Raw genomic sequence first — 22,296 nt, forward strand, 5'->3', positions numbered from 1 at the left:
AGGACTCTCGCGTCCTGAACGTAGGACTCGCGCGTGAGTCCTACGTTCAGGACGCGCGTGTCCTACGTTCGGAACAGGCGAGTTGAGCGTTCAGGGGCGGCGGCGGGTGGGGATGGCGGTCAGGAGGGTGAAGAGGGCGGCGGCGGCCTGGAGCATCAGGAGCAGCTCGCGCAGGGTCGTGGACGCCTCCACGCGCACCTCCGAGGCCGTGGTCGGCACCGTCACGCCGACCAGGTGGCCCCACGCCCGCACGATCGTCACCTCGCGGCCGTCCACCCACGCCCGCCAGCCCGGCTCCTCCTCCGCCGCCAGCACCAGCAGCCGTCCCTCGGGCCCCTCGGACACCTGAACGCCCACCTCCGGCGGCGCGGCCTCGACCGGGGCGATGCCGGGCGCGCCCAGCTCCACGGGAGGGTTGCCGCCGGTCCGCGCCCGCCGCGCCAGCTCCGGCGACAGCAGCACGGCGTTCCCCGCCGCCAGCTGCACCCGCAGCACGGGCCGACCGTCCGACATCGACGGCGTCACGGCCACCAGCTCGCCGACCGCCTCGCGCACCCGCTGCGCCGTCTCCCGGTCCGGCACCACCACGAACGCCACCCCGGACGCCGCCGCCTGCGCCAACGCCACCCGCGCCGCCTCCGCCGACCCACCGGTCAGGTCGCGCGACCACCGCTGCAACCGGGTGGTGGCCGTCGCCACGGGCACCAGGTCGTCGTCGCCGAACGCGGGCATCCGCCCGGCCACCAGCCGCGGCGGCGTGCCCAGCACCAGCACCGACCGCCCGGTCCGCGGCAGCTCCTGCGCCACCGTCGTCGGCAACCGCGCGCCGTCCGCCGTCAACGCACCAGACCCCAGCCCGACGAACCCGGCGCACGCCAACGCCACCACCGACAGCACCCCGAGCACCGGCACGACCCGCCGCAGCGGCGCGGTGCCCGCGTCACGCCGGAACGCCGACAGCACCACCCACAGCAAACCCCACCCGACCAGCACCAACGGCCCACCGGTCCACCCGGGCGACGCCTCACCGCCGGGCAGCGGGGCCACCGGCACGGTCCGCAGCACGATCACCGCGAACCCGCCCAGCACCACCACCGCCAACCCCGCCAGCATCGACCGCGACGGCCGCAGCAGCCCCGCGAGCAGCGCGAACCCGACCACGGTGAACCCGACGAACGGCACCGCGCCCGTCCCGCCCGGCCGCAGCGACAGCAGGTCCACCAGCCCCACCGCCGGCGACTCGACGAACGCGCCCACGCCGTGCAGCACCACGGACGGGTGCTGGAGCACCACCGCGGGCCACGGCAGCAGCAGCGCCATCGGCAGCAGCACGATCATGAACAGCGACGCCACCCGCCGCCGCCCGTCGCCGTGCCGCCCCGGCACCACCACGAACCCGGCCAGCGCGGCGAACGCCACCAGCCCGTGCACCAGCGGCGAGAACGCGCCCACCGCCGCCAGCGCCAACGCCGTCCCCGACGCCACGGGCAGCCACGACGCGCCCGCCCCGCCCCGCAGCGCGGACACCACCCCGGCGAACACCACCGGCGCGAGCACGTGCACCACGACGACGTCCAGCCGACCCTGGCTCACCGCCGCCGTCGCCGCCGGCAGCAAGGCGTACGCCGCCGCCACGAGCGCCCGCACGGGCCGCCGCACGGGCATCCGCCGTGACGCCGCGTAGGCCGCCAGGCCGGCCAACGGCGCGTCGCCGATGAACAGCACCGCCACCAGCGCGGCCGGCGACCCGACCAGCACGCCGACCGCCCCCAGCACCGCCAACGCCGCCGGCGCGGGCGCGGTCGTGCCGCCCGCGACCGGGTGCCAGGCCGCCAGGTACGACGACCAGGTGCTCGCCAGGTCGCCCACCGGCAGCAGCCGCCCGCCGCTCAGGTCGAGCCCGACCCGCGAGTCGTTGGCCAGGATCCCGAACACGGCCAGGCCCACCACCAGCAGCAACGGCGGCCCGAGCACCAGCGACCGCAGCACCCGCTTCCGGTCGACCTCGACGAAGACCACGCCGGGCGCACCCGCACCGCGCGGCACGGGCGACGGGCGTGGACGGGGCGAGGGCCGCTGCCCGGTCGGCGCGGGCGCCTTTACCGGCACCGTCACCGCGGGCCGCCTCAGCCCGCCCGTCGCCCGCACCGGACGCCGCCGCGACAGCACGCCGGCGGGCAACGCCGCCGGGCCCACCGCGGGACGCTCCACTTCGGACGGAAGCGACCAGGCGCCCGGCCGCGCGTCGTCCTCGGGCAGCCGGCCCAGCGCCAGGTCGGCCTCGACGCGCCGCCGGACCAGCGCGGCCGACGCGGCCCGGATCGCGTTGCGCAACCGGGTGATCCGGCTGGTGAACAACCCGCGCACGACCCCGTGCGCCGGTCGTTCGGCCCGGCCTGCCAGCAACCGGGCGCGTCCGCTGAGCAGGTACCGCAGCGCGCCCAGCTCGGCGTGCGCGTCGGAGAACCGGCGCAGCAGCAGGAAACCGAGGGCGCGCAGGACCGCGAGCACGGCGATCCGCGGCAGCCCCAGGACGAACGACACCGCGCCGCAGTTGACCAGGAACGTGCGCAGCCCGTGCGCCCGGTCCACGCCGCGCGCCGCCGGTCCTGGTCGGGCCACCGCCGCGTCCAACCGCCGCGCGCCGCGCCCGGCGGCACGCGCGTGCCGCATCCGCGCCACCGGCACCGACAGCACCAGGTGCCCGGCGAGGTTGGCGCGCCAGCCGAAGTCGATGTCGTCGCGCAGCAACGGCATCGCGCGGTCGTAGCCGCCCAGCGACTCCCAGGCCGTGCGGCGGATCAGCGACCCGGCCGACGGCACCGCCAGCGCCTCGGTGCTCTGCCGGAACGACCCGGCCAGCTCCACCCGGCCCATGCCGGTCTGGCGGTGGCCGGACGCGTCGGTGGACAGCCCCGCCTCCACCACGAGCCGCGGGTCGCCCCAGTCCAGGCTCAGCGGACCGAGCACGGCGGCCGACGGCGACACCTCGGCCGCGGTCAGCAGGGCGGACAGGCAGTCCGGTTCCGGGGCGCAGTCGTCGTGCAGCAGCCACAGCCACGCGCCGGGATCGCCCCACCGCTGCACGGCGTGCTCGACGGCGGCGTGCACGGCCGCGCCGAACCCCGTGCCGCGCGGCAGCGTCAGCACGCCGTCAATCACCCGATCGGGACCATCGGAGGCTTCGGCGAGCAGCTTCGCGGTGCCGTCCAGGGAACCCGTGTCGACCGCGATCACGTGCCGCGGGCGCGGGTGTTGGCGGCGCAACGCCGACAGCGCCGTGCCCAGCCACCGGTCGCCGTCGTGGCACACCAGCACCGCCAGCACGGGCGCGGTGCGCAGCCGCGGAGTGGCCCCGCTCGTCAAGTGCCGCTCCTAGGTCGCTCCGACTACGCCGTGGGACGCCCACGGTAAGCCAGAGCGAACGCGCGAGCGATCACCCGGCGGGATTCGATCACACCGCGCGCTTTTTGAGCTTCCTCCGCTCGCGCTCGGACAGCCCGCCCCAAATGCCGAAGCGCTCGTCGTGCTGCAGGGCGTACTCCAGGCATTCCGAGCGCACCTCGCAGCCGAGGCAGATGCGCTTGGCCTCCCTGGTCGAGCCGCCCTTCTCCGGGAAGAACGCCTCCGGGTCGGTCTGCGCGCACAGGGCGCGCTCCTGCCAGTCCTGCTCATCGGCCGCGTCGAACAGGTCGAGTACGACCGGCTCCCGTGCCGGGACGTCCCCGCCCACGATGCGACCCCCGTCGAATTCCTGCATAGTCCGCCTCCTCGCCTTCCGCTCTCCCCGGTTGGCGGACACCACTCGCCGTCCCCACAACGACGAATGACACCGATGTGATTACACCTGTGTCACAACACGCGGTCAAGCGGAGTCCACAGGACGGGGGATATTCGCGCGGATGGCCCGAAAAGCCTTGACTAGCAGCACAGACGGTGATTGGGGCGGTGCGCCGAGCGACAACCGCTGCGCGGACGGCCCAACGGACGGGCTGTGAAGCACCGGTTCGGGGAGGCCACACTGGAAGGGTGAAGCGATCAGCGGTGCGTCCGAGTCCACTGTTCCTCAGCCTGCTCGCGGTGACGGTGGCAGGCGCCGTGCTGACCCTGTTGGAGGACTCCTCCGCCGCGCTCACCGCGGGCACGGTGCTGTTCGTGCTCGGCGGGTGGGCGGTTTCGCTGTGCCTGCACGAGTTCGGTCACGCGATCGTGGCCTACCGCGGCGGCGACTACGCCGTGCAGGCCAAGGGGTACCTCACCCTGGACATCCGCCGCTACACCGACCCCGTGTTCAGCATCGTGCTGCCGTTGGTGCTGCTGGCGTTCGGCGGCATCCCGCTGCCCGGCGGCGCGGTGTGGATCAACCACCACGCGTTGCGCGACAAGCGGGTCGAGTCGATGGTGTCGCTGGCCGGTCCGCTGAGCAACCTGGTGCTGGGCGTGCTGCTGTCGCTTTCGGTGATGCTTTTCACGCCGCCGGCGGGTTTGGCGGCCGCGTTGTCGTACCTGGCGGCCGTGCAGATCCTCGCGTTCGTGCTCAACATCCTGCCGATCCCGGGGCTGGACGGCTGGGGCGCGATCGAGCCGTACATGTCGTACTCGGCGCGGCAGTTCGGCGCGAAGGCGCGGATGTGGGCACCGTTCGTGCTCTTCGCGGTGCTGATCGGCTTCCCGACCATCGGCCGGTTGTTCTTCGAGGCCGGGTACGGGCTGTTCGAGTTGGTCGGCGGCGACCGGTGGCTGGCCGCCGACGGGCAGGGCACCTTCCTGTTCTGGCGCTGACCCCCGGTGGGAGGATGGCGACTCGTGAAGGTCGTCGTACTGGTTGGCGGGGTTGGCGGGGCGCGGTTCCTGGTCGGGCTGAAGAGCCTGCTGACCGGTCCGGAGCACGAGATCACCGCCGTGGTGAACACGGGTGACGACGTGTGGATGCACGGGTTGCGGATCTGTCCCGACCTGGACACCTGCATGTACACCCTCGGTGACGGGATCGACCGCGAGCGCGGCTGGGGGCGCGCGGGCGAGACGTGGTCGGTCAAGGAGGAGCTCGCCGCCTACGGCGCCGACCCGACGTGGTTCGGGCTGGGCGACCGGGACATCGCGACCCACCTCGTGCGGACCCGGATGCTGCGCGCGGGGTACCCGCTGTCGGCCGTGACGGAGGCGTTGTGCTCCCGCTGGGAGCCGGGCGTGCGGCTGCTGCCGATGTCGGACGACCGGGTCGAGACGCACGTCGTCGTCACGGTCGAGGAGGGCGAGAAGGCGATCCACTTCCAGGAGTGGTGGGTCAAGCACCGGGCCCAGCTGCCCGCGCGGTCGTTCGCCTCCGTCGGGGTCGAGACGGCGACGCCCGCCCCCGGTGTGCTGGACGCGCTGCGCGACGCCGACGCGGTGCTGATCGCGCCGTCGAACCCGGTGGTGAGCGTGAACACGATCCTCGGCGTGCCCGGGGTGCGCGACGCGTTGCGCAAGACCGAGGCGGGCGTGGTGGGGCTGTCGCCGATCATCGGCGGCAAGCCGCTGCGCGGGATGGCGGACGCGTGCCTGTCGGCGATCGGCGTGGAGACCTCCGCCGAGGCCGTCGGCCGGTACTACGGGTCGCGCAAGACCACCGACAAGGGCGTGCTGGACGGTTGGCTCGTGCACACCGGCGACCGGTGCGACGTGCCCGGGGTCGCGGTGCGCGCGGTGCCGCTGCTGATGTCCGATGTGGACGCGACGGCGGCGATGGCGCGGGCGGCGCTGGAACTGGCCGGTGTCGACGTTGGCTGACCACGCGGCCGGTTCACCGATCACGGTGCTGCCGGTGACCGGTTTGCCGGAGTTCCGGCCCGGTGACGACCTCGCCGCCGCCATCGCTTCGGCCGCGCCCTGGCTGGAGGACGGCGACGTCGTCGTCGTGACGTCCAAGGTGCTGTCCAAAGTGGAAGGCCGGCTGGTGCCGGTGCCCGCCGACCCCGAGGCGCGCGACGCCGTGCGGCGGGAGTGGGTCGAGGCCGAGTCGGTGCGCGTGCTGGCGCGGCGCGGCCGGACGTTGATCACCGAGAACAAGCTGGGCATCGTGCAGGCGGCGTCCGGTGTGGACGCGTCGAACGTCAACGGCGACGAGATCGCGTTGCTGCCCGTGGACCCGGACTCCTCGGCCGCGGCGCTGCGGGCGGCGTTGGCGGCGGCGTTGGGCGTGTCCGTCGCGGTCGTGGTGACCGACACGATGGGCCGGGCGTGGCGGGTGGGTCAGACGGACGCGGCGATCGGGTCGTCGGGGCTGGCCGTGTTGCACCGCTACGCCGGGTCGGCGGACCGCCACGGCAACCCGCTGGTGGTGACCGAGGTCGCGGTGGCCGACGAGATCGCGGCGGCGGCCGACCTGGTCAAGGGCAAGCTCGGCGCGGTGCCGGTGGCCGTGGTGCGCGGGCTGCCGGTGACCGACGACGGGTCCACCGCGCGTGACCTGGCCCGGCCCGTGGCCGACGACCTGTTCCGGCTGGGCACGGCCGAGGCGGTGGCGCAGGGGCGGGCCGAGGCCGTGCTGCTGCGCCGTTCGGTGCGGTCGTTCTCGGCCGAACCGGTGCCCGAGGACGCCCTTCGGCGGGCCGTGGCGGCGGCGTTGACCGCACCCGCGCCGCACCACACGCGGCCGGTGCGGTTCGTCCGGTTGGCCGCTCGGCGGGACGCGCTGCTGGACGCGATGGCCGACCGGTGGCGGGCGGACCTGCGTGGCGACGGGTGGTCCGAGGAGCGGATCGCGACGCGGGTGGGGCGGGGTGACGTCCTGCGCAACGCACCGGAGGTCGTCGTGCCCTTCCTCGTGCGGACCGGGGCGCACTCCTACCCGGACGAGCGGCGGTCGGCGGCGGAGCGGACGATGTTCACGGTCGCGGGTGGCGCGGCCGTGCAGGGGTTGCTGGTGGCGTTGGCCGCCGAGGGCCTGGGGTCGTGCTGGGTGTCGTCGACGATCTTCTGCGCGGACGTGGTGCGGGACGTGCTGGGGTTGCCGGCCGACTGGGAGCCGTTGGGCGCGGTGGCGGTCGGGCGGCCGGAGGCGGAGCTGACGCCGCGTCCGCTGCCGGAGTCGGACGAGAGGTACCTGGAGCTGTGAGGTCGGGGTTGCACGCGGACGCGGTGGCGACGTTGGGCGCCTGGCGTCCCGCGGACCGGACGCAGGAGGCGTTGCGGCAGGCGTACCTGGGGTTCCTGGCGGCACGGGAGGACGCGTGCCAACGGTCGTGCGAGCCGGGGCACCTCACCGCGTCGGCGCTGGTGGTGGACGCCTCCGGGGACCGCACGCTGCTGACCCTGCACCCGCGCGTGGGCCGGTGGTTGCAGCTGGGCGGGCACTGCGAGCCGTCGGACACGACGTTGGCGGGTGCCGCGCTGCGTGAGGCGAGGGAGGAGTCGGGCATCGCGGACCTGCGGATCTCACCCGTTCCGATCCACCTGGACGTGCACCCGATCACGTGCTCGCTGGGCAAGCCGACCCGTCACTTCGACGTCCGCTTCCTGGTCCGCGCCCCGGCCTCCGCCGTCCCGGCCGCCAGCTCGGAATCCCTCGACCTGGCCTGGTGGCCGGTGACCGCCCTCCCCCCGGACGTCGACGACCTCCACCCCCTGATCACCGCCGCCAACCTCTAACCCGCGTGAGTCCTACCTTCACGCCGCGTGAGTCCTACGTTCAGCACCCCCGAGTTCAACACTCAGGCACCTGCCGCTCGTCGTGAGCGTTGAATTCGAGGGTCGCGAACGTAGGACTCTCGCGGCGTGAACGTAGGACTCTCGGGGTTAGGTGTCGCCGTTCAGGCGTTGGGTCAGGCCCGGGGGTTGGTGCGGGTGGCCGCCGGAGAGGCGTTGGGACAGCGACGGGCGGGCGGTCGGGACCTGTTGGACGGTCGGGACCGGGCCCGGGGCGACGCGCAGCTCGGGCTCCGGTTCGGGCGCGGGTGGTGGCGGCGGGGCCGGTTGACCTGCCGCTACGTGCGCGGCCAGCACCATGGTCGAGTCCGGGTCGGCGCCACGCGGGTCGATGGCGTTGACCATGGCGCGCGGGATCTGCTGGGTCGCCGAGGAGTCCATCGGCGACGTCATGTTGTCCGGCGTCACGACGTGGATGCCACGTGCACGAGCACGGGCCAGCGCCGCGTCGGCCCGAGCGCGGGGGTCCATCCGGATCTCTCCTGCGTGTGCCTTGGGCCGGCTGGGGGACGCCGGCGTGCCGATCGGTGACGCTCGCCGACACGGACCACCGCCCGTGTCGCCGGAGTGCTCGTGCCAGAGTATTCGCAAACTACGGGTGGAAGTAAGCGGAGGAGGAAAAACGGCATGTCGGAGCTGCAAGGCGCCGAGGCAGTGGTTCTGGTCGGGGGCAAGGGAACCCGGCTTCGACCACTGACCCTGTCCGCGCCCAAGCCCATGCTGCCGACCGCCGGGGTGCCGTTCCTCACCCACTTGCTGTCGCGGATCCGGGAAGCCGGCATGACCCACGTCGTGCTGGGCACGTCCTACAAGGCCGAGGTCTTCCAGGAGCACTTCGGTGACGGCGCGGCGCTCGGCCTGGAGCTGGAGTACGTGGTCGAGGACGTGCCGCTGGACACGGCGGGCGCGATCCGCAACGTCGCCCACAAGCTGCGCGAACGCGACGTCGTGGTGTTCAACGGCGACATCCTGTCGGGCGTCGACCTGCGTGCCGTGGTCGACACGCACCGCAAGGCCGAGGCGGACGTCACGCTGCACCTGGTCCGGGTGGACGACCCGCGCCGGTTCGGCTGCGTGCCGACCGACGACGACGGCCGCGTCACGGCGTTCCTGGAGAAGACGGAGAACCCGCCGACGAACCAGATCAACGCGGGCTGCTACGTGTTCCGGCGCGAGGTGATCGAGGACATCCCCGCGGGTCGGCCGGTGTCGGTCGAGCGGGAGACGTTCCCAGGGCTGTTGGCGGCCGGTGCGCGGGTGCAGGGGTACGTCGACGCGTCGTACTGGCTGGACCTGGGCACGCCGGCCGCGTTCGTCCAGGGTTCGGCGGACCTGGTGCGCGGCGTCGCGCCGACGGCCGCGCTGGCCCTGCGCGGTGACGCGGTGATCCTCGACGGGGCCGAGGTCGACGGGAGCGCCGTGGTCACGGGCGGCGCCACGGTCGGCGTGAACTGCACGGTCGCGGCCGGCGCGGTGGTGGACGGCTCGGTGCTGTTCGACGGCGCGGTGGTCGGTGAGGGGGCGCGCGTGGAGCGCAGCGTGCTCGGCGCGAACTCGCTGGTACAGGCCGGCGCGGTGGTGTCGGACGCGGTGATCGGCGACAACGCGGTCGTCGGGGCCCGGTGCGAGCTGATCAACGGCGCGCGGGTGTGGCCGGGCGTCGTGCTGCCGGAGGGTGGTGTGCGGTTCTCCGCCGATGTGTGATGGTCAGTGATGCTCTCTAGGACGTGGACGCCGCCGTTCCCGCTGGACCTCGCCGCGCTGCTGATGCCGTTGCGGCGGGGTGCGGGCGACCCGACGTTCCGGGCGGGGTCCGACGGGGTGTGGCTGGCCGCCAACACGCCGCTGGGTCCGGGCACCCTGCACGTCCGCCGCACCGACGTGGTGGAGGCGCACGCGTGGGGTGACGGCGCGTCGTGGCTGCTGGACGGCCTGCCGGCGTTGCTGGGCGCGCGGGACGACGACTCGGCGTTCGAGTGCCACGACCCGCTGGTGGCCGAGGCGCGACGGCGGCGTCCGGGCATCAGGCTGGGCGCGACCGGCCGGGTGTGGGACGTGCTGCTGCCCGCGATCCTGGAGCAGAAGGTCACGGGCGTGGAGGCGTTCCGGTCCTACCGCGAGCTGACCCGCGGGTTCGGCACGCCCGCCCCCGGCGCGACCGGCCTGCACGTCCCGCCGACGCCACGCGCGGTCCTGGGCATCACGGACTGGGAGTGGCACCGGGCGGGGGTCGACGGTGGACGCCGCCGTGCCCTGATCGCGGCCGCCCAGGTGGCGCACCGGTTGGAGCGCGCGTGCGAGCTGGGCGGCCAGGAGGGCCGTGACCTGCTGCGCAAGGTGCCGGGCATCGGCGTCTGGACGGCGGCGGAGGTCGCGCAACGGGCGTGGGGCGACCCGGACGCGGTCAGCTTCGGCGACTACCACCTGGCCGGCATCGTCGGCTGGGCGTTGGTCGGCGAGGCCGTGGACGACGACCGCATGGCCGAACTCCTGGCCCCTTACGCCCCCCAACGCCACCGCGCCGTCCGCTACATCCTCGCCTCGGGCGTCACCAAACCCCGCCGGGGCCCCCGCTTCTCCCCCCGCGACTACCGCGCCATGTGATCGTCCAACCCGATCGACTCCAACGCCCGCCGGAGGCGGAGGTGGAGGTGCCGGTCGGACGCCGCGACCGCGGCCAGGTCGAGCTCGGCGAGCAGCTCCGGGACGTGTGCGAAGGCGTGCACGCCGTCGAGGTCCAGGCCGAGTTCGATGAAGCACACCAACGCCTCCACCACCACGTTGGGGCGGATCCCCCGGGCGGCGCCGTCGGCGAGAACGGTGTCGAGCAGGTAGACCGCGTCGAAGTTGCGCCTACCGGTCATGCCGAGCAGCCGCACCGCGCACCCGATCAACGACGCCGGGTCGGCGTCGACCTTCAGCCCGTACGCCACCACCTGTTGGAGCAACGGCACCGTGGCCGCTTCGTCCCTGGCGAGCGCGGCGAACAGCAACGTCCAGTACTCGGGACCGGGCTCGAAGTCCCCGTCCTGGAGAGCCAGGAGCGCGGTCGTGAAGGCGGCGACCCGCTCGACCGGGTCGGCGGAGGTCTGCACGGTGAGCAGCAGCCACGCGAAGGAGCGGAACTCCCCCTGGTGCGGCACCAACCAGTTCAGCGCGGGCCCGATGTGGGCCATGAGGGGTTCGAGGTTGTGCAGCGCGTGGCCGCCGGACCAGGACCCGTGGAGGTTCTCGTCGCGCCGGAACTCGTCGAGCAAGGGGGGCAGGGCCGCGCCCCGGGTGCCGGGGTCGAGGTCGCACAGCCACGCCAGGTCGACCGGCGGGGGCGACTGGCCGTCGCGCAGCACCACCGCGACGGTGGGGCGACCGTCCACGCGCAGCCGCTCGACGTGCAGCGCGTCGGCCAGCCTGGCCCACTCCTCGGCGTCGAGTTGCGACTGCCACAGCAACGCGAGCTCCGACCACCCGGTCCGGTCGAGGTCGGCCGCCGCCAACCGCCCGCGCGCCGCCACGGCGAGGGTGACGAGGTTCGCCGTGCAGGCCGCGATGCGACGGGCGACCGGCAGGGCGCGCGGGAGGTAGTCGGGGTGGTCGGCGCCGGGCAGCCGGTGCTGGGCCTCGTCGACCAGGGCGGTGAACAGGTCGTGCAGTGCCATGCGGTCGTCCTCGGCCGTGGTGTCGAACAGCTCGCGCAGGAACGAGACGACCGGGGCGCGCGTGGTCAGCGGCGCGAAGGACAGCACCGGTTCCAGCCAGCCCGTGTCGGTCGACTGCCGCCCGTAGCGCGAGTTGGCCGCGCGTTCCCGGGCCAGCACGTCCAGCGACACGCGGTGGACGAGGCGGGCGACCAGGTACTCGCCGAACGTCGCGTGCAGGAACTCGTAGGTCTGCGACACCCGGCCGTCGTGCGCGGCGCGCGCGGCGTGGACGAAGAAGAACCGGCCGACGGCCAACTGCGCCGAGCTGAGCCGCAACTTGTCCCGCGCACCTCGCGGTCCCGTGTGCAAGAGGGCGTTCAGGTCATCGTCCAGCTCCGCCTCGTCGATCCACTGCACGCCGCGGTTGAACATCGCGAAGGCGACGACCGACAGCCTGATCAGCTCCTCCTCCGCGGCTTGGTCCACCCGGTCGTCCAACGCGCCGGGCAGGTTCTTGGCGACCTCGCGGCGGGCGAACCTGATCAGCAACTGCTCGTACAACGTGGCCTTGGCCAGTTCCGCGCCTTCCGTCCGGAGGACGTTGCCGTCGGCGTTGTACAGCGCCAGCATGAACAGCAGCAGCGGCTGACCGGCGAGGTCCGGGAACCGCAGCGCGACCTCGGGCAGCAGCACCGCGCCGGGGTTGGCGGCGTTCCACACGTCCAGCCAGCGGCGGACCTGGTCGTCGCCGAACGGCTCCAGCTTGAGCACCGCGGTCGCGTCGGCGAACCGCGCGCGGTTCGCCACGGCGATGCGGCTGGTCACCACGACGATCACCGCTCGTCCCTGCTCCGCTTCACGGCGCTGGAAGTCGCGGACCCTGGCCAGGTAGTCCGACTTGCTGATGCCGGTGGCCTGGAGCAGCTCGTCGAAGCCGTCCAGCAGCACCACGGGAACGGCCGGCGCCGCCGCACGGGCCAGGTCGGGCCAGTCGAGCCGCTCGCCCGTCGCGCGGGTGACGGCGTCCTCGACCTGGTCCTGCAAGGTGGCGTCGGCGGGCACGTCCCGCAGCACGACCCGGATCGGCAGGAAGTCCTCGGCCGGCAGTTGGGCGGCCAGCATCCTGGTCAGCAGCGACTTGCCCGCGCCCGGCTGCCCCAGCACCACCAGCGGCCCGGCGGTCGCCTGCGAGGACGTGAAGTAGCCCGCCAGGTAGTCGTCCAGGTCGGTGCGGACGGGGTGGTCCGACCACCAGCCGTCCTGGCTGACGTCGTCCCCGGGACCGGCCTGCACCACCTTGAAGCTCGGCGACACGTACGCCTGCCGCAGCTTCGGCAGGACCAGCCCGGACGGGACCTCGCCCTCGACGATCGGCCGGTCGAGCTGCGCGCGGTGGGCGCGGGCCAGGGCGTGGCGCCGGTCGTCGGGCGGCTGGGAGCCCACGAGCTGCTGCAACAGCGCTCGCATGTCCTCCAGCGCGGTGCGGACCTCGGCCCGGGTCGCCGCGTGCTCGATCCCGGAGGTCCAGACCGAGAACTCGGGGCAGTCGACCGCCAACTGCCGGTACCGCGCCCGGTAGAGGGCCACGGCTCGGTCCGGGACCTCGCCCGCGGCGCGGACGAACCGGTGGCGGGTGTCCTGGGGCAGGTCGCCCCAGGCGCCGAACCCGGACAGGAAGTCGAGCAACTGGTCGAGCGTCTGCCGGTAGAACAGCGCGACCGCGGCGACGACGTCCTCCGCCGGCCGTTCGGCGCTGGGCAGGGGTATCGGCGCGTCCAGCAGCGCCCGGACGACCTCCGCCCGCCGCTTCGACGCGAGCCGCTCCCCGCCGGCGAGGACGAGCTGCTCGACCTTGGTGATCTTGAGGTTGAACGGCAGGCCGATCTCGTCCAGGGCCTCGAAGAACGAGGTCGTCACGAGGACGCTGTGGGCGGCTTCGAGCAAGCGGGTGCGGTCGACGCGGTGCAGGCCGGTGACGCGCTCGCGCAACGACGACAGCAGTTGCCTGCCCACCCGGACGACCTCGGTGCGGGCGTCGAGCAGGTCGATGCCGCCCGTGGCCAGCACGGTCGCCGCGGAGACGTGGTCCAGCAGCTTCACGAGACCGGTGTCGCCGCCGAGCAGCTTCACCGCGTCGCCGTAGGAGAAGGAGCGGCGCATCGGGCCATCATCCACGGCGACGGGCCGCGGCGAGGCGCAGTTATCGGGTCATCAGGCGCAACCGCAGGGACAGCCCCGCGCGCACGGCCAGCATCAGCGGCGCCCACAGGGGGCCGCGGTGGCGGTCGGCGAGGTAGCGGTAGGCGCTGGAGTGGTGTGCGGCGAGCATCCGCTTGGACGCGCGCTGGGTGGAGTGGCCGCCGATGTGCACGACCTCCGCCTCCGGCACGTACACGTTCAGCCAGCCGGCCCGGCCCAGGCGGTCGCCCAGGTCCACGTCCTCGAAGTACATGAAGTAGCGCGGGTCGAAGCCGTCGACCGAGTCGAACGCCTCCCGGCGCAGCAGCAGGCACGAGCCGGACAGCCAGCCCGCGGTGCGCTCCTGCGGCGAGGCGGCGGCCTGCCGGTACTCCCGCGACCACGGGTTCGACGGCCACACGACCGCGAACAGCGCGTGCCCCACCCCGCGCCCCAACGACGGCAGCAGCCGTGCCGACGGGTACACCGCGCCGGACGGTTCGCGGATCAGCGGGCCGAACGCGCCACCGCGCGGCCACCGCTTGGCGGCTTCCAGCAGCTTGTCCAGGCTGCCCACGCCCCACGACAGGTCCGGGTTGGCGATCACCACCCAGCCGACCGAGTCGGGCAGCGACGCGACGCCGCGGTTGGCCCCGGCGCCGTAGCCGAGGTTGCCCCCGGTCGGCAGGAACGTCACGTGCGGGTGCTCGGCGGCCGCGCGCTCGGGCACGCCGTCGGTCGACCCGTTGTCCGCCAGCACCACCGACACCGGCCGGGTGGTGGCGGCCGACAGCGTGGACAGGAAGGTGTCGAGGGTCTCACCGGGCGAGTAGGTGACGGTCACCACCGCCAGCTCGTCTCCGTAACGCGTCACGCCGGCCACCCTAGTGGTGCTGCGCGACGCGCACGACGGACCCTCGGTCGGTCCGCACGACGGCCAGGTCAGCGCCGCCGGTGCGACCGCGCGGCCCGCTCGTAGGCCACCCGGTGCCGTGCCGCCGACGTGGCCCAGGAGAAGTCCTTCGCCCGCACGAGGGCCGCCGCGGCCAGCTCGGCCCGCCGCGCCGGGTCGTCCAGCAGGTCGGTCAGGGCCGCCGCGATGTCACCCGCGCCGACGCCGCAGTACGCCACCGCGTCGCCGCCCACCTCGGGCAGGCTCAACCGCCGGGTGGTGAGCACGGCCGCGCCGCACGCCATCGCCTCCAGCACCGGCAGCCCGAACCCCTCGCCCAGCGACGGGTACGCCACCACCTCCGCGCCGCCGAGGAACCCGGACAGCGACGAGAACGGCAGGTACCCCGCCCGGATCACGCGGACCCGGTGCGGCACGGCGTCCAGCGCGCGTTCCACCTGGCTGTCCCAGCCGGGCTGCCCGGCGAGCACGAGCGCGGGCGGGTCGCGCCGGTCGCGGCACGCCTGGGCGAAGCCGCGGATCAACGCGGGCACGTTCTTGCGCGGCTCCAACGCACCCAGGAACGCCACGTAGGGCGCGTCACCGAGGGAGAGCATCCGCCGGACCTCGGCCACGTCCTCGGGCGTCGGCGGGTGGAACCGCTCGGTCTCCACGCCGTGCTGGGCGATGTGCAGCAGCCGCCGGTCCGCGCCCGCCACCCGGGCCAGCTCGTCGGCGGTCGCCCGCGACGGCACGACGCACAGCTCGGCCCGCCGCAGCGAGGCCCTGGTCCAGGCCCGGAAGAAGCGGGCCTTGACCGACGAGTGCAGCACCGCGTCGGTGAAGAACGTCGCGTCGTGCAGCGTCACCACGGACGCCGCGCGGTTGGCCAGCGGCACGGTGTAGTGCGGCGAGTGCACGACGGACACGCCCAGCCGGTTCGCCAACCGGGGCAGGGTGGTCTGCTCCCAGGTCAACCGGGCGGTCCGGGTCGCCACCGCTTCCGCCGCCGGGATGACCCGCGAGCGGGGCGCCAGCGTCGTGTAGAGCTCGGCGTCGCGGGGCTGGCACACCACGCTGAGCCGGGCGCCGTCCGCGTCCAGCGCGGCCACCAGGGAGTCCACGTACCGCCCGACGCCACCTCGGTCGGTCGGGACGGCGGTGGCGTCGATCAGCACGCTGGGTTCGACGGGTGACACGCGGTGAAGGGTACGGCCGGTCGCCGACGGGTTGACCGCAAATCACGCAAGATGTTGCTCAACGAAACATCCCCAGGTGGATGGCCCACACCGCACGTGCCGCGTTTTCCCAGGTGAACGCCTCTGCCCTGCGCCGACCGGCGGCGACGAGCCGATCGGCCAGTGACGCATCGGACAGCACCGAACGCAGCCCCGCGACCAGCGCCGCGCGATCACCCCGCGCCACCGCGACGCCCGCCCCGCCGGCCACCTCGACCAGCGCGGGCGCGTCGGAGTGCACGACCGGCACACCGGCCGCCATCGCCTCCACCACCGGCAGCCCGAACCCCTCGGCGAGGCTCGGCGCGGCCAGCGCCGCCGCCCGCCGCAGCACGAACGCCAACCGGGCGTCGCTGAGCCGTCCCATCAGGTGGACGTGCGGCGCGCGCAGGTCCACCCCGCCCCAGCCCTGCGGCCCGACCACGACCAGCGGCACGTCCAGCTCGGCCGTCGCGGACACCAGCAGGTCGAAACCCTTGCGCGGCTCGACCGTGCCGATCGCCAGCACGTACCGGGGCGGCACGTCCACCGGCTCCTCCGGTGGGAACGCCGTCACCCCGTTGCCCACCACGTGGACGGGTGAAGGTCCGGGCGCGAACCGCCGCAGCTCCTGCGCCACGACCGCCGTGGGCACCACGATCGCGCCCGCCCGGGACACCGCACGGCTGATCACCCGCTGGTGCCACGCCACCCCGCGCGGCGTCAACGTGGACGGGTGCGTCCACGGCACGGTGTCGTGCACCGTCACCACCACCCGCCCGCGCGGCGGCGCGAACGGCGTGAACGCGTGCACCGAGTCACCACCGGGCCAGTACGGCACCCCCCTCTCCCACGCCGCGATCAGCGCACGTCGGGGCAACGGCAGCACGCGCGGCCCCCGCACACCGGCCACGACCGCCGCCGACACGTCCGCGTGCCTGCTCACCACCCCGGTCACGGTCCACCCGGCGGGCGCGGTGGCGGCCAGCGCGGCGGCCAGCTCACGCGTGTACCGGCCGGTACCGCCGGGTACCGGCGCCAGCAACTGCTCGGTCAGCACAACGAGGTCGGGCACATCGCACCTGTCGAATCGATACGCTTGGCATGGTGGCAACCGCGTCAGTCGGCGTCGATCCGGTACACGAGCTGGTAGCGCTCGCTGCTCATCGTGATGTGGTCGACCTCCACCGCGCGGCCGCCCGCGAAGGCTACCCGGACCACCTGGATCACCGGGAAGGCGAACGGGATCTGCAACAGCTCCGCCTCTCGCGGCCGCGGTGGGCGTGCCGACACCACCTCGGTGGAGTGCGTCAGCTCGAAGCCCATCTCCTCCAACCGCGCGTGGGCCCCGCCCGGCCCGGTGTCGGCCTCTTCGAGCCGGGTGCCACCGGCGATGTCGGCAGGCAGGTACGACACGGCGAGCTGGACGACTTCGCCATCGGCGCGCATGACGCGGTCCCGCACGACCACCTCGTGCTCCTGCCCCGGGTCCAGCGCGAGGTAGGAGCACACGTCTTCGGGTGCTGCCTCGCGCCGGACCTCCACCGTGACGGACCGCTGCCACTTCCCGACCGCCGCGTCCGACATGAACGTTCCACGACCGTCGGCCCGCTCTGCCGCGCTCAGCCGGTTGCGAGCAAGCCGGACGATCGGTTTCCGCTCCGAGACGAACCAGCCCCTGCCCGCCACGCTCAGCACCAACCCTTCGGCGCGGAGCTGGTCGATCGCGTTCTGGACCGTCTGCCGGGCAACGCCGAAGCGGTTCATCAGGTCGCTCCCCGAGGGCAGCCGGTCGCCGGGGCCGTAGACGCCCCGGCCGATCTCGCGCCGGAGCTCCTCGGCGATCTCCACCCACGGCTTCATCCGCACCATCACCCGATCGTAGAAGCCATCTAGACAGCTACCCGCCTCATGAGTGGCTCCACCGGTCAGCGACCTATCTGGATAAGTTCGTCCGCCGAAGGCGAGCGGATGACGCAATTCGACAGGGTCGCCACCCTGGCGTTGACCCCCGACGCGGCGGAGGAGCTCTATCGGATTCCCGGTGAGCGGATCCGGGAGCTGCGGCGGGCGACTCCCGGGATCGGCCTCGGCCAGCCGCGTCGCGTACCGTCTCACGCCGTGTCGATCCCCAGCACGACGGTGGTCGTGGTGACGTGGCGCGGGCGGGAGCACATCACGGCCTGCCTCGACGCCCTCGGCCGGCAGCGTCCACATCGGACGCTCGTGGTCGACAACGCCTCCGACGACGGCACGGCCGGGTTGGTCGCCGCGCACCCGAGCCGGCCCGAGGTGCTGCGCCTGCCCGTGAACCGCGGTTACGCGGGTGGTCTCGCGGCGGCGTTGCCGGGGATCACCACGAAGTACGTGGCGTGGCTCAACGACGACGCGGTGCCCGAGGACGGCTGGCTCGCCGCGCTGGAGGACGCGCTGGACGCCACGCCCGACGCCGCCGCAGCGTCGCCGTCCATGCTGCTGGCCGACGGCTCGACCCAGTCGGTGGGCGTGCGGCTCACCGCCGACGGGCACGGCGCCGACCTGGTGCTGGCGGGACGCGAGGTGTTCGGGTTCTGCGGCGGGGCGGCGTTGCTGCGGCGGGAGGCGCTCACCCGCGCGGGTGGGGTGCCGGCCGCGTTCTTCTGCTACTACGAGGACACCGACACGGCGTGGCGGCTGCGGCTGGCCGGGCACCGGGTGCTGTCGGTCGGCCCGGCGAAGGTCCGCCACCGGCACGGCGCGAGCACCAACCCCGGCTCCCGCCCGTTCCACCGCTGGAACGAGCGCAACCGCCTGCTCACCCTCCTGCGCTGCGCGCCCGCGGGCACGGCCCTGCGCGAAGTGGCGCGGTTCGCGGCGATCACGGCCCTGCTGCCGCTGCGCCGCGACGTGCCGGACGCGGCCAACTTCCACGTGCCGCTGCGGCTGCGCGTGCTGCTGGAAGTGCTGGTGAGGCTGCCGGCCACGGCGGTCCAGCGGTGGCGGATCGGCCGCCGGGCGACGGTGGACCGGCGGGTGGTGTGGCGGGAGTGGGCGGGCCGTTAGGGGAGCACGACGGCGAGGCGTAGGACACCTTGACCGAACGCTGCGGAGCGTGATGAGGCAGAGTTAGCCCGTGGAGCAAGGGAGCCTGCCTGACGTCTCGGTGGTCGTGGTCAACTACCGGGGGGCCGACGACACCATCACCTGTCTGCGCGCGCTGTTCGGCGACCTCGACTACCCGGCGGAGAAACTCCAGGTCATCGTGGTCGACAACGCCTCGGGTGACGGCAGCGCGGACCGCATCCGCGCCGCCGCGCCGAACGCCGAGGTGGTCGAGTCGCCGGACAACCTTGGCTTCGCCGGCGGCTGCAACCTCGGCGTGCGCTCCGCCCGCGGCTCGGTGGTCGCCTTCCTCAACAACGACGCCCGCCCGCACCCGCGGTGGTTGCGCGAGGCGGCGGCGGTGCTGCGCGCCGAGCCCGCCGTCGGCGCGGTGGCGAGCAAGGTGCTCGACTGGGACGGCCGCGAGATCGACTTCGTGGACGCCGGCCTCACGTGGTTCGGCATGGGCTACAAGCGGCACGCGGGGCAACCCGACGACGGCACCCACGACGTCGCCCGCGACGTGCTGTTCGGCACGGGCTCGGCGCTCGTGGTGCGGACCGGGGTGTTCCGCGAGCTGGGCGGGTTCGACGAGCGGTTCTTCATGTTCTACGAGGACGTCGACCTCGGCTGGCGGATGAACCTGCGCGGCTGGCGCGTCCGGTACGTGCCGACGTCGCTGACCTACCACAAGCACCACGCCTCCATGTCCACTGTGGACACCAGTCGCGAGCTGTACCTGTTGGAGCGCAACGCGCTCGCCGCGCTCTACAAGAACTTCTCCGACGAGACGCTGGCCAAGGCGCTGCCCGCCGCGCTGGCGCTCGTCGTCCGCCGCGCCACCGCGCGCGGCGAGATCGACGCCACCCAGCTGGAGATCACCCGACGTCCCGCGAACCCGGAGGACGACCGCGCGCCCGTGCCCGTGTCGCGGCAGGCGCTGGCCGGGTTCCTGGCGATCGACCAGTTCGTGGAGCTGCTGCCGTCGCTGGCCGAGTCGCGCAAGGACGAGCAGGCCGCGCGCCGGGTGTCGGACGCGGACCTGGTGCCGTTGATGCGCAAGGCGATGGAGCCCGCCTACCCCCTGCCCCGCTACCTGGCCGCGCACGACGTGCTGGTCGAGGTGTTCGGGCTGGAGGAGGTGTTCGGCCGGCCCCGCCGCGTCCTGGTGATCACCGGTGACGCGATCACCGACCGGATGGCGGGCCCGGCGATCCGGGCCTGGAACATGGCCGACGTGCTCTCCGGTGAGCACGAGGTCCGGCTGGTCACGATCAACCCGCTGTGCGCGCCGCCGGAGTCGTCGTTCCCGGTGCTCAAGGTGGCGCGACGCGACCTGGGCGCGCAGGTCGAGTGGGCCGACGTGGTCGTGCTCCAGGGTCACGCGCTGGAGTTCGTGCCCGAGCTGAAGCAGCCGACCTCCACCAAGGTCGTCGTCTGCGACATCTACGACCCGATGCACCTGGAACTGCTCGAACAGGGCAAGGACGCGACCGACGAGCAGCGCGAGCTGGACCTGGTCGGCGTCACGAAGGTGATCAACGACCAGTTGGCGCGCGGCGACTTCTTCCTGTGCGCGTCGGAGCGGCAGCGGCACTTCTGGCTCGGCCACCTGATCGCGTTGGGCAGGCTCACGCCGTCGCTGTACGACAACGACCCGACCGTGCGCTCGCTGCTGGCCGAGGTGCCGTTCGGGCTGCCGGGCAAGCCGCCGCAGCGCACCGGGCCCGGCCTGCGCTCGACGCTGGGCATCGACGAGTCCGACAAGGTCGTGCTGTGGGCGGGCGGCGTCTACAGCTGGTTCGACCCGCTGACCCTGCTGCACGCGATGGACCGGCTGCGCACCCGCCGGTCGGACGCGCGGCTGGTGTTCCTGGGCATGAAGCACCCCAACCCCGAGGTGCCCGACATGGACATCGCCGGGCAGACCCGCGCGCTGGCCAAGCGGCTGGACCTGGTCGGCTCGCACGTGTTCTTCAACGAGACGTGGGTGGCCTACCACGACCGGCAGAACTGGCTGCTCGACGCGAACGCGGGCGTGACCACGCACTACGAGCACGTGGAGACGACGTTCGCGTTCAGGACCCGCGTGCTGGACTACCTGTGGGGCGGGCTGCCGATCGTGACCACGGACGGCGACTCGTTCGCCGACCTGGTGCGGCACGAGGGCCTCGGGGTGGTGGTGCCGTCGGAGGACCCGGACGCGTTGGCCGACGCGTTGGAGAAGGTGCTGTACGACACGGCGTTCGCCGCCGGGTGCGCGGAGCGGATCGCGGTCGTGCGGGAGCGGTTCACCTGGGAGAACGTGCTCGCGCCGCTGACCGGGTTCTGCCGCAACCCGCGGCCGGCCGCCGACCGGCTGCCCGGCTCGTCGTTCATGGTGCGCAACCGGCCGCTGGGCCGGCTGGAGAAGGTGCAGCGGGACGTGGCGCTGGTCAAGGAGTACATGAGCGCCGGCGGCGCCGGTGAGGTGGCCCGCCGGGCGACCGGTCGCGTGCTGAAGAAGCTGCGCCGTGGCTAGGCCGTTGCGGGTGCTGATCGACGGCACCCCCCTGCTCGGGCAGCGGACCGGGATCGGCCGCTACACCGCGGCGCTGGCCGAGGAGCTGGCGTCGATGCTGGACGAGGTCGACGTGCGCGCGGTGGCGTTCACCCTGCGCGGGTGGCGCGCGCTGCGGACCGTGCTGCCGCACGACGTCGTGGCGCGCGGGCTGCCGGTGTCGGCGCGGCTGCTGCGGCAGTTCTGGCTGCGGATGCCGTTCCCGCCGGTGGAGTTCCTGGCCGGGCCGACCGACGTCATGCACGCCACCAACTTCATCCTGCCGCCCGCGCTGCGCGCCGGTGGCGTGACGACCATCCACGACCTGGCGTTCCTCGACACGCCCGGCGACCTGCCGCCGTCGGACCGGCGGTTGCCGGAGCTGGTGCAGAAGTCGGCCACCCGGGCCGACGTGGTGTGCACGCCGACCCGTGCGGTGGCCGAGGTCGTGGTGGAACGGCTGGGCGTGCCGGAGTCGAAGATCGTGGTGACGCCGCTGGGGGTGGACCCGGCGTGGTTCGCCGCACGGCCGCCGTCGCCGGCGCTGCGGTCCCGGTTGGGGCTGCCGTCGGAGTACCTGCTGTTCGTGGGCGCGGGCGGGCCGCGCAAAGGGCTCGGGACGTTGCTGACGGCCCACGCGGCACGGCCGTCGTTGCCGCCGTTGGTGCTGGCCGGGCCGCACGTGGCCAGTTCCGACGACCGGGTGCTGCGGACCGGGTACTTGAACGACGTGGACCTGAGGAGCGTGGTGGCGGGCGCGACGACGTTGGTGCTGCCGTCGCGCGACGAGGGGTTCGGGCTGCCCGTGCTGGAGGCGTTGGCGTGCAACGTGCCCGTGGTGTGCTCGGACGTGGCGGCGCTGCGCGAGGTCGCCGGTGGGCACGCGAGGCACGTGCCGGTCGGTGACGTGGAGGCGTTGGCGACGGCGATGGTCGAGGCCGTGGAGACGCTGCCGACGACCGCCGACCAGGCGGCGCGGCGCACGCACGCGGCGGAGTTCACGTGGCGGCGGACGGCGGAGCTGACCGTGACGGCGTACCGGCGGGCGGCGGGGCGGTGAGG

At 73.7% G+C, this 22,296-nt stretch carries 17 protein-coding genes; 9 read left to right on the forward strand and 8 right to left on the reverse strand.

All coding sequences use genetic code 11. The annotated features are described in order from the left end of the window. Positions 1–90 precede the first annotated feature (90 nt). A complete protein-coding gene (locus tag LZG04_RS31685; RefSeq protein WP_233823886.1) occupies positions 91–3,366 on the reverse strand; it encodes a glycosyltransferase in 3,276 nt (1,091 codons plus the stop codon). 88 nt (positions 3,367–3,454) lie between these two features. Then, positions 3,455–3,760 (reverse strand): WhiB family transcriptional regulator, encoded by a 306-nt coding sequence (locus tag LZG04_RS31690; protein ID WP_233823888.1) that lies wholly within the window; start codon positions 3,758–3,760, stop codon positions 3,455–3,457. Positions 3,761–4,029: 269 nt separating this feature from the next. Between LZG04_RS31690 and LZG04_RS31695 the strand changes: the two genes are divergently transcribed. Genes LZG04_RS31695 through LZG04_RS31710 form a run of 4 tightly spaced genes read left to right on the forward strand, consistent with a single transcriptional unit; the run spans position 4,030 to position 7,632 of the window. Next, positions 4,030–4,782, forward strand: a complete 753-nt coding sequence (locus LZG04_RS31695) for a site-2 protease family protein (RefSeq protein WP_233823890.1) — start codon at positions 4,030–4,032, stop codon at positions 4,780–4,782. Between the two features lie 24 nt (positions 4,783–4,806). After that, the gene (cofD, locus tag LZG04_RS31700) at positions 4,807–5,772 is read left to right on the forward strand and encodes a 2-phospho-L-lactate transferase (RefSeq protein WP_233823892.1); all 966 of its coding nucleotides are present in this window, start codon (positions 4,807–4,809) and stop codon (positions 5,770–5,772) included. After that, on the forward strand, positions 5,708–7,099 hold the full coding sequence (locus tag LZG04_RS31705) for a coenzyme F420-0:L-glutamate ligase (protein WP_233823894.1): 1,392 nt from the start codon (positions 5,708–5,710) through the stop codon (positions 7,097–7,099). The genes cofD and LZG04_RS31705 overlap by 65 nt, the downstream gene beginning before the upstream one ends. After that, the gene (locus tag LZG04_RS31710; protein WP_233823897.1) at positions 7,096–7,632 is read left to right on the forward strand and encodes an NUDIX hydrolase; all 537 of its coding nucleotides are present in this window, start codon (positions 7,096–7,098) and stop codon (positions 7,630–7,632) included. Before LZG04_RS31705 ends, LZG04_RS31710 begins: the two co-directional genes overlap by 4 nt. 147 nt (positions 7,633–7,779) lie before the next feature. Here the strand turns inward: LZG04_RS31710 and LZG04_RS31715 are convergent, their stop codons facing one another. Then, the gene (locus tag LZG04_RS31715) at positions 7,780–8,160 is read right to left on the reverse strand and encodes a hypothetical protein (RefSeq protein WP_233823898.1); all 381 of its coding nucleotides are present in this window, start codon (positions 8,158–8,160) and stop codon (positions 7,780–7,782) included. 156 nt (positions 8,161–8,316) lie between these two features. Between LZG04_RS31715 and LZG04_RS31720 the strand changes: the two genes are divergently transcribed. Both LZG04_RS31720 and LZG04_RS31725 read left to right on the forward strand, forming a co-directional pair. Further along, complete coding sequence (locus LZG04_RS31720) at positions 8,317–9,393, forward strand: sugar phosphate nucleotidyltransferase (RefSeq protein WP_233823900.1); 1,077 nt, start codon at positions 8,317–8,319, stop codon at positions 9,391–9,393. Positions 9,394–9,402: 9 nt separating this feature from the next. Then, positions 9,403–10,293 carry a DNA-3-methyladenine glycosylase gene (locus LZG04_RS31725; RefSeq protein ID WP_233823903.1) on the forward strand — a complete coding sequence of 297 codons (891 nt, stop codon included), beginning with the start codon at positions 9,403–9,405 and terminating at the stop codon, positions 10,291–10,293. Here the strand turns inward: LZG04_RS31725 and LZG04_RS31730 are convergent. The 5 genes from LZG04_RS31730 to LZG04_RS31750 form a co-directional block, all read right to left on the reverse strand. Next, the gene (locus LZG04_RS31730) at positions 10,278–13,487 is read right to left on the reverse strand and encodes an NACHT domain-containing NTPase (RefSeq protein WP_233823905.1); all 3,210 of its coding nucleotides are present in this window, start codon (positions 13,485–13,487) and stop codon (positions 10,278–10,280) included. The genes LZG04_RS31725 and LZG04_RS31730 overlap by 16 nt on opposite strands. Before the next feature lie 40 nt (positions 13,488–13,527). Beyond that, positions 13,528–14,379, reverse strand: a complete 852-nt coding sequence (locus tag LZG04_RS31735) for a glycosyltransferase family 2 protein (protein ID WP_233823907.1) — start codon at positions 14,377–14,379, stop codon at positions 13,528–13,530. Between the two features lie 68 nt (positions 14,380–14,447). After that, positions 14,448–15,575: a glycosyltransferase family 1 protein gene (locus LZG04_RS31740; RefSeq protein WP_233824211.1), complete on the reverse strand. Its 1,128-nt coding sequence runs from the start codon at positions 15,573–15,575 to the stop codon at positions 14,448–14,450. Between the two features lie 79 nt (positions 15,576–15,654). After that, positions 15,655–16,689, reverse strand: a complete 1,035-nt coding sequence (locus tag LZG04_RS31745) for a glycosyltransferase family 1 protein (protein WP_233823909.1) — start codon at positions 16,687–16,689, stop codon at positions 15,655–15,657. A gap of 44 nt (positions 16,690–16,733) precedes the next feature. Then, positions 16,734–17,486, reverse strand: coding sequence for a GntR family transcriptional regulator (locus LZG04_RS31750; RefSeq protein WP_233823911.1), 753 nt, complete (start codon positions 17,484–17,486; stop codon positions 16,734–16,736). A gap of 270 nt (positions 17,487–17,756) precedes the next feature. On the opposite strand from LZG04_RS31750, the gene LZG04_RS31755 reads away from it, so the two are divergent. From LZG04_RS31755 to LZG04_RS31765, 3 genes are all read left to right on the forward strand, one after another. Next, positions 17,757–18,656: a glycosyltransferase family 2 protein gene (locus LZG04_RS31755; protein ID WP_233824213.1), complete on the forward strand. Its 900-nt coding sequence runs from the start codon at positions 17,757–17,759 to the stop codon at positions 18,654–18,656. A gap of 70 nt (positions 18,657–18,726) precedes the next feature. Further along, positions 18,727–21,216 carry a glycosyltransferase gene (locus LZG04_RS31760; RefSeq protein ID WP_233823913.1) on the forward strand — a complete coding sequence of 830 codons (2,490 nt, stop codon included), beginning with the start codon at positions 18,727–18,729 and terminating at the stop codon, positions 21,214–21,216. After that, entirely contained in the window at positions 21,209–22,294 is a 1,086-nt protein-coding gene (locus LZG04_RS31765) for a glycosyltransferase family 1 protein (RefSeq protein WP_233823915.1), read from the forward strand. The genes LZG04_RS31760 and LZG04_RS31765 overlap by 8 nt, the downstream gene beginning before the upstream one ends. The last annotated feature ends 2 nt before the right edge of the window (positions 22,295–22,296 follow it).

Origin of the sequence: Saccharothrix sp. S26 (genome assembly GCF_021390395.1) — a bacterium.
Taxonomy (GTDB): Bacteria; Actinomycetota; Actinomycetes; order Mycobacteriales; family Pseudonocardiaceae; genus Actinosynnema.

Excerpts from the sequence above, each read along its gene's own strand:
- LZG04_RS31715 (WP_233823898.1), bottom strand. The coding sequence starts at position 8,160 with ATGGACCCCCGCGCTCGGGCCGACGCGGCGCTGGCCCGTGCTCGTGCA.
- LZG04_RS31725 (WP_233823903.1), top strand. The coding sequence starts at position 9,403 with ATGCTCTCTAGGACGTGGACGCCGCCGTTCCCGCTGGACCTCGCCGCG.
- LZG04_RS31705 (WP_233823894.1), top strand. The coding sequence starts at position 5,708 with ATGTGGACGCGACGGCGGCGATGGCGCGGGCGGCGCTGGAACTGGCCG.
- LZG04_RS31690 (WP_233823888.1), bottom strand. The coding sequence starts at position 3,760 with ATGCAGGAATTCGACGGGGGTCGCATCGTGGGCGGGGACGTCCCGGCA.
- LZG04_RS31750 (WP_233823911.1), bottom strand. The coding sequence starts at position 17,486 with ATGGTGCGGATGAAGCCGTGGGTGGAGATCGCCGAGGAGCTCCGGCGC.
- LZG04_RS31730 (WP_233823905.1), bottom strand. The coding sequence starts at position 13,487 with ATGCGCCGCTCCTTCTCCTACGGCGACGCGGTGAAGCTGCTCGGCGGC.
- LZG04_RS31720 (WP_233823900.1), top strand. The coding sequence starts at position 8,317 with ATGTCGGAGCTGCAAGGCGCCGAGGCAGTGGTTCTGGTCGGGGGCAAG.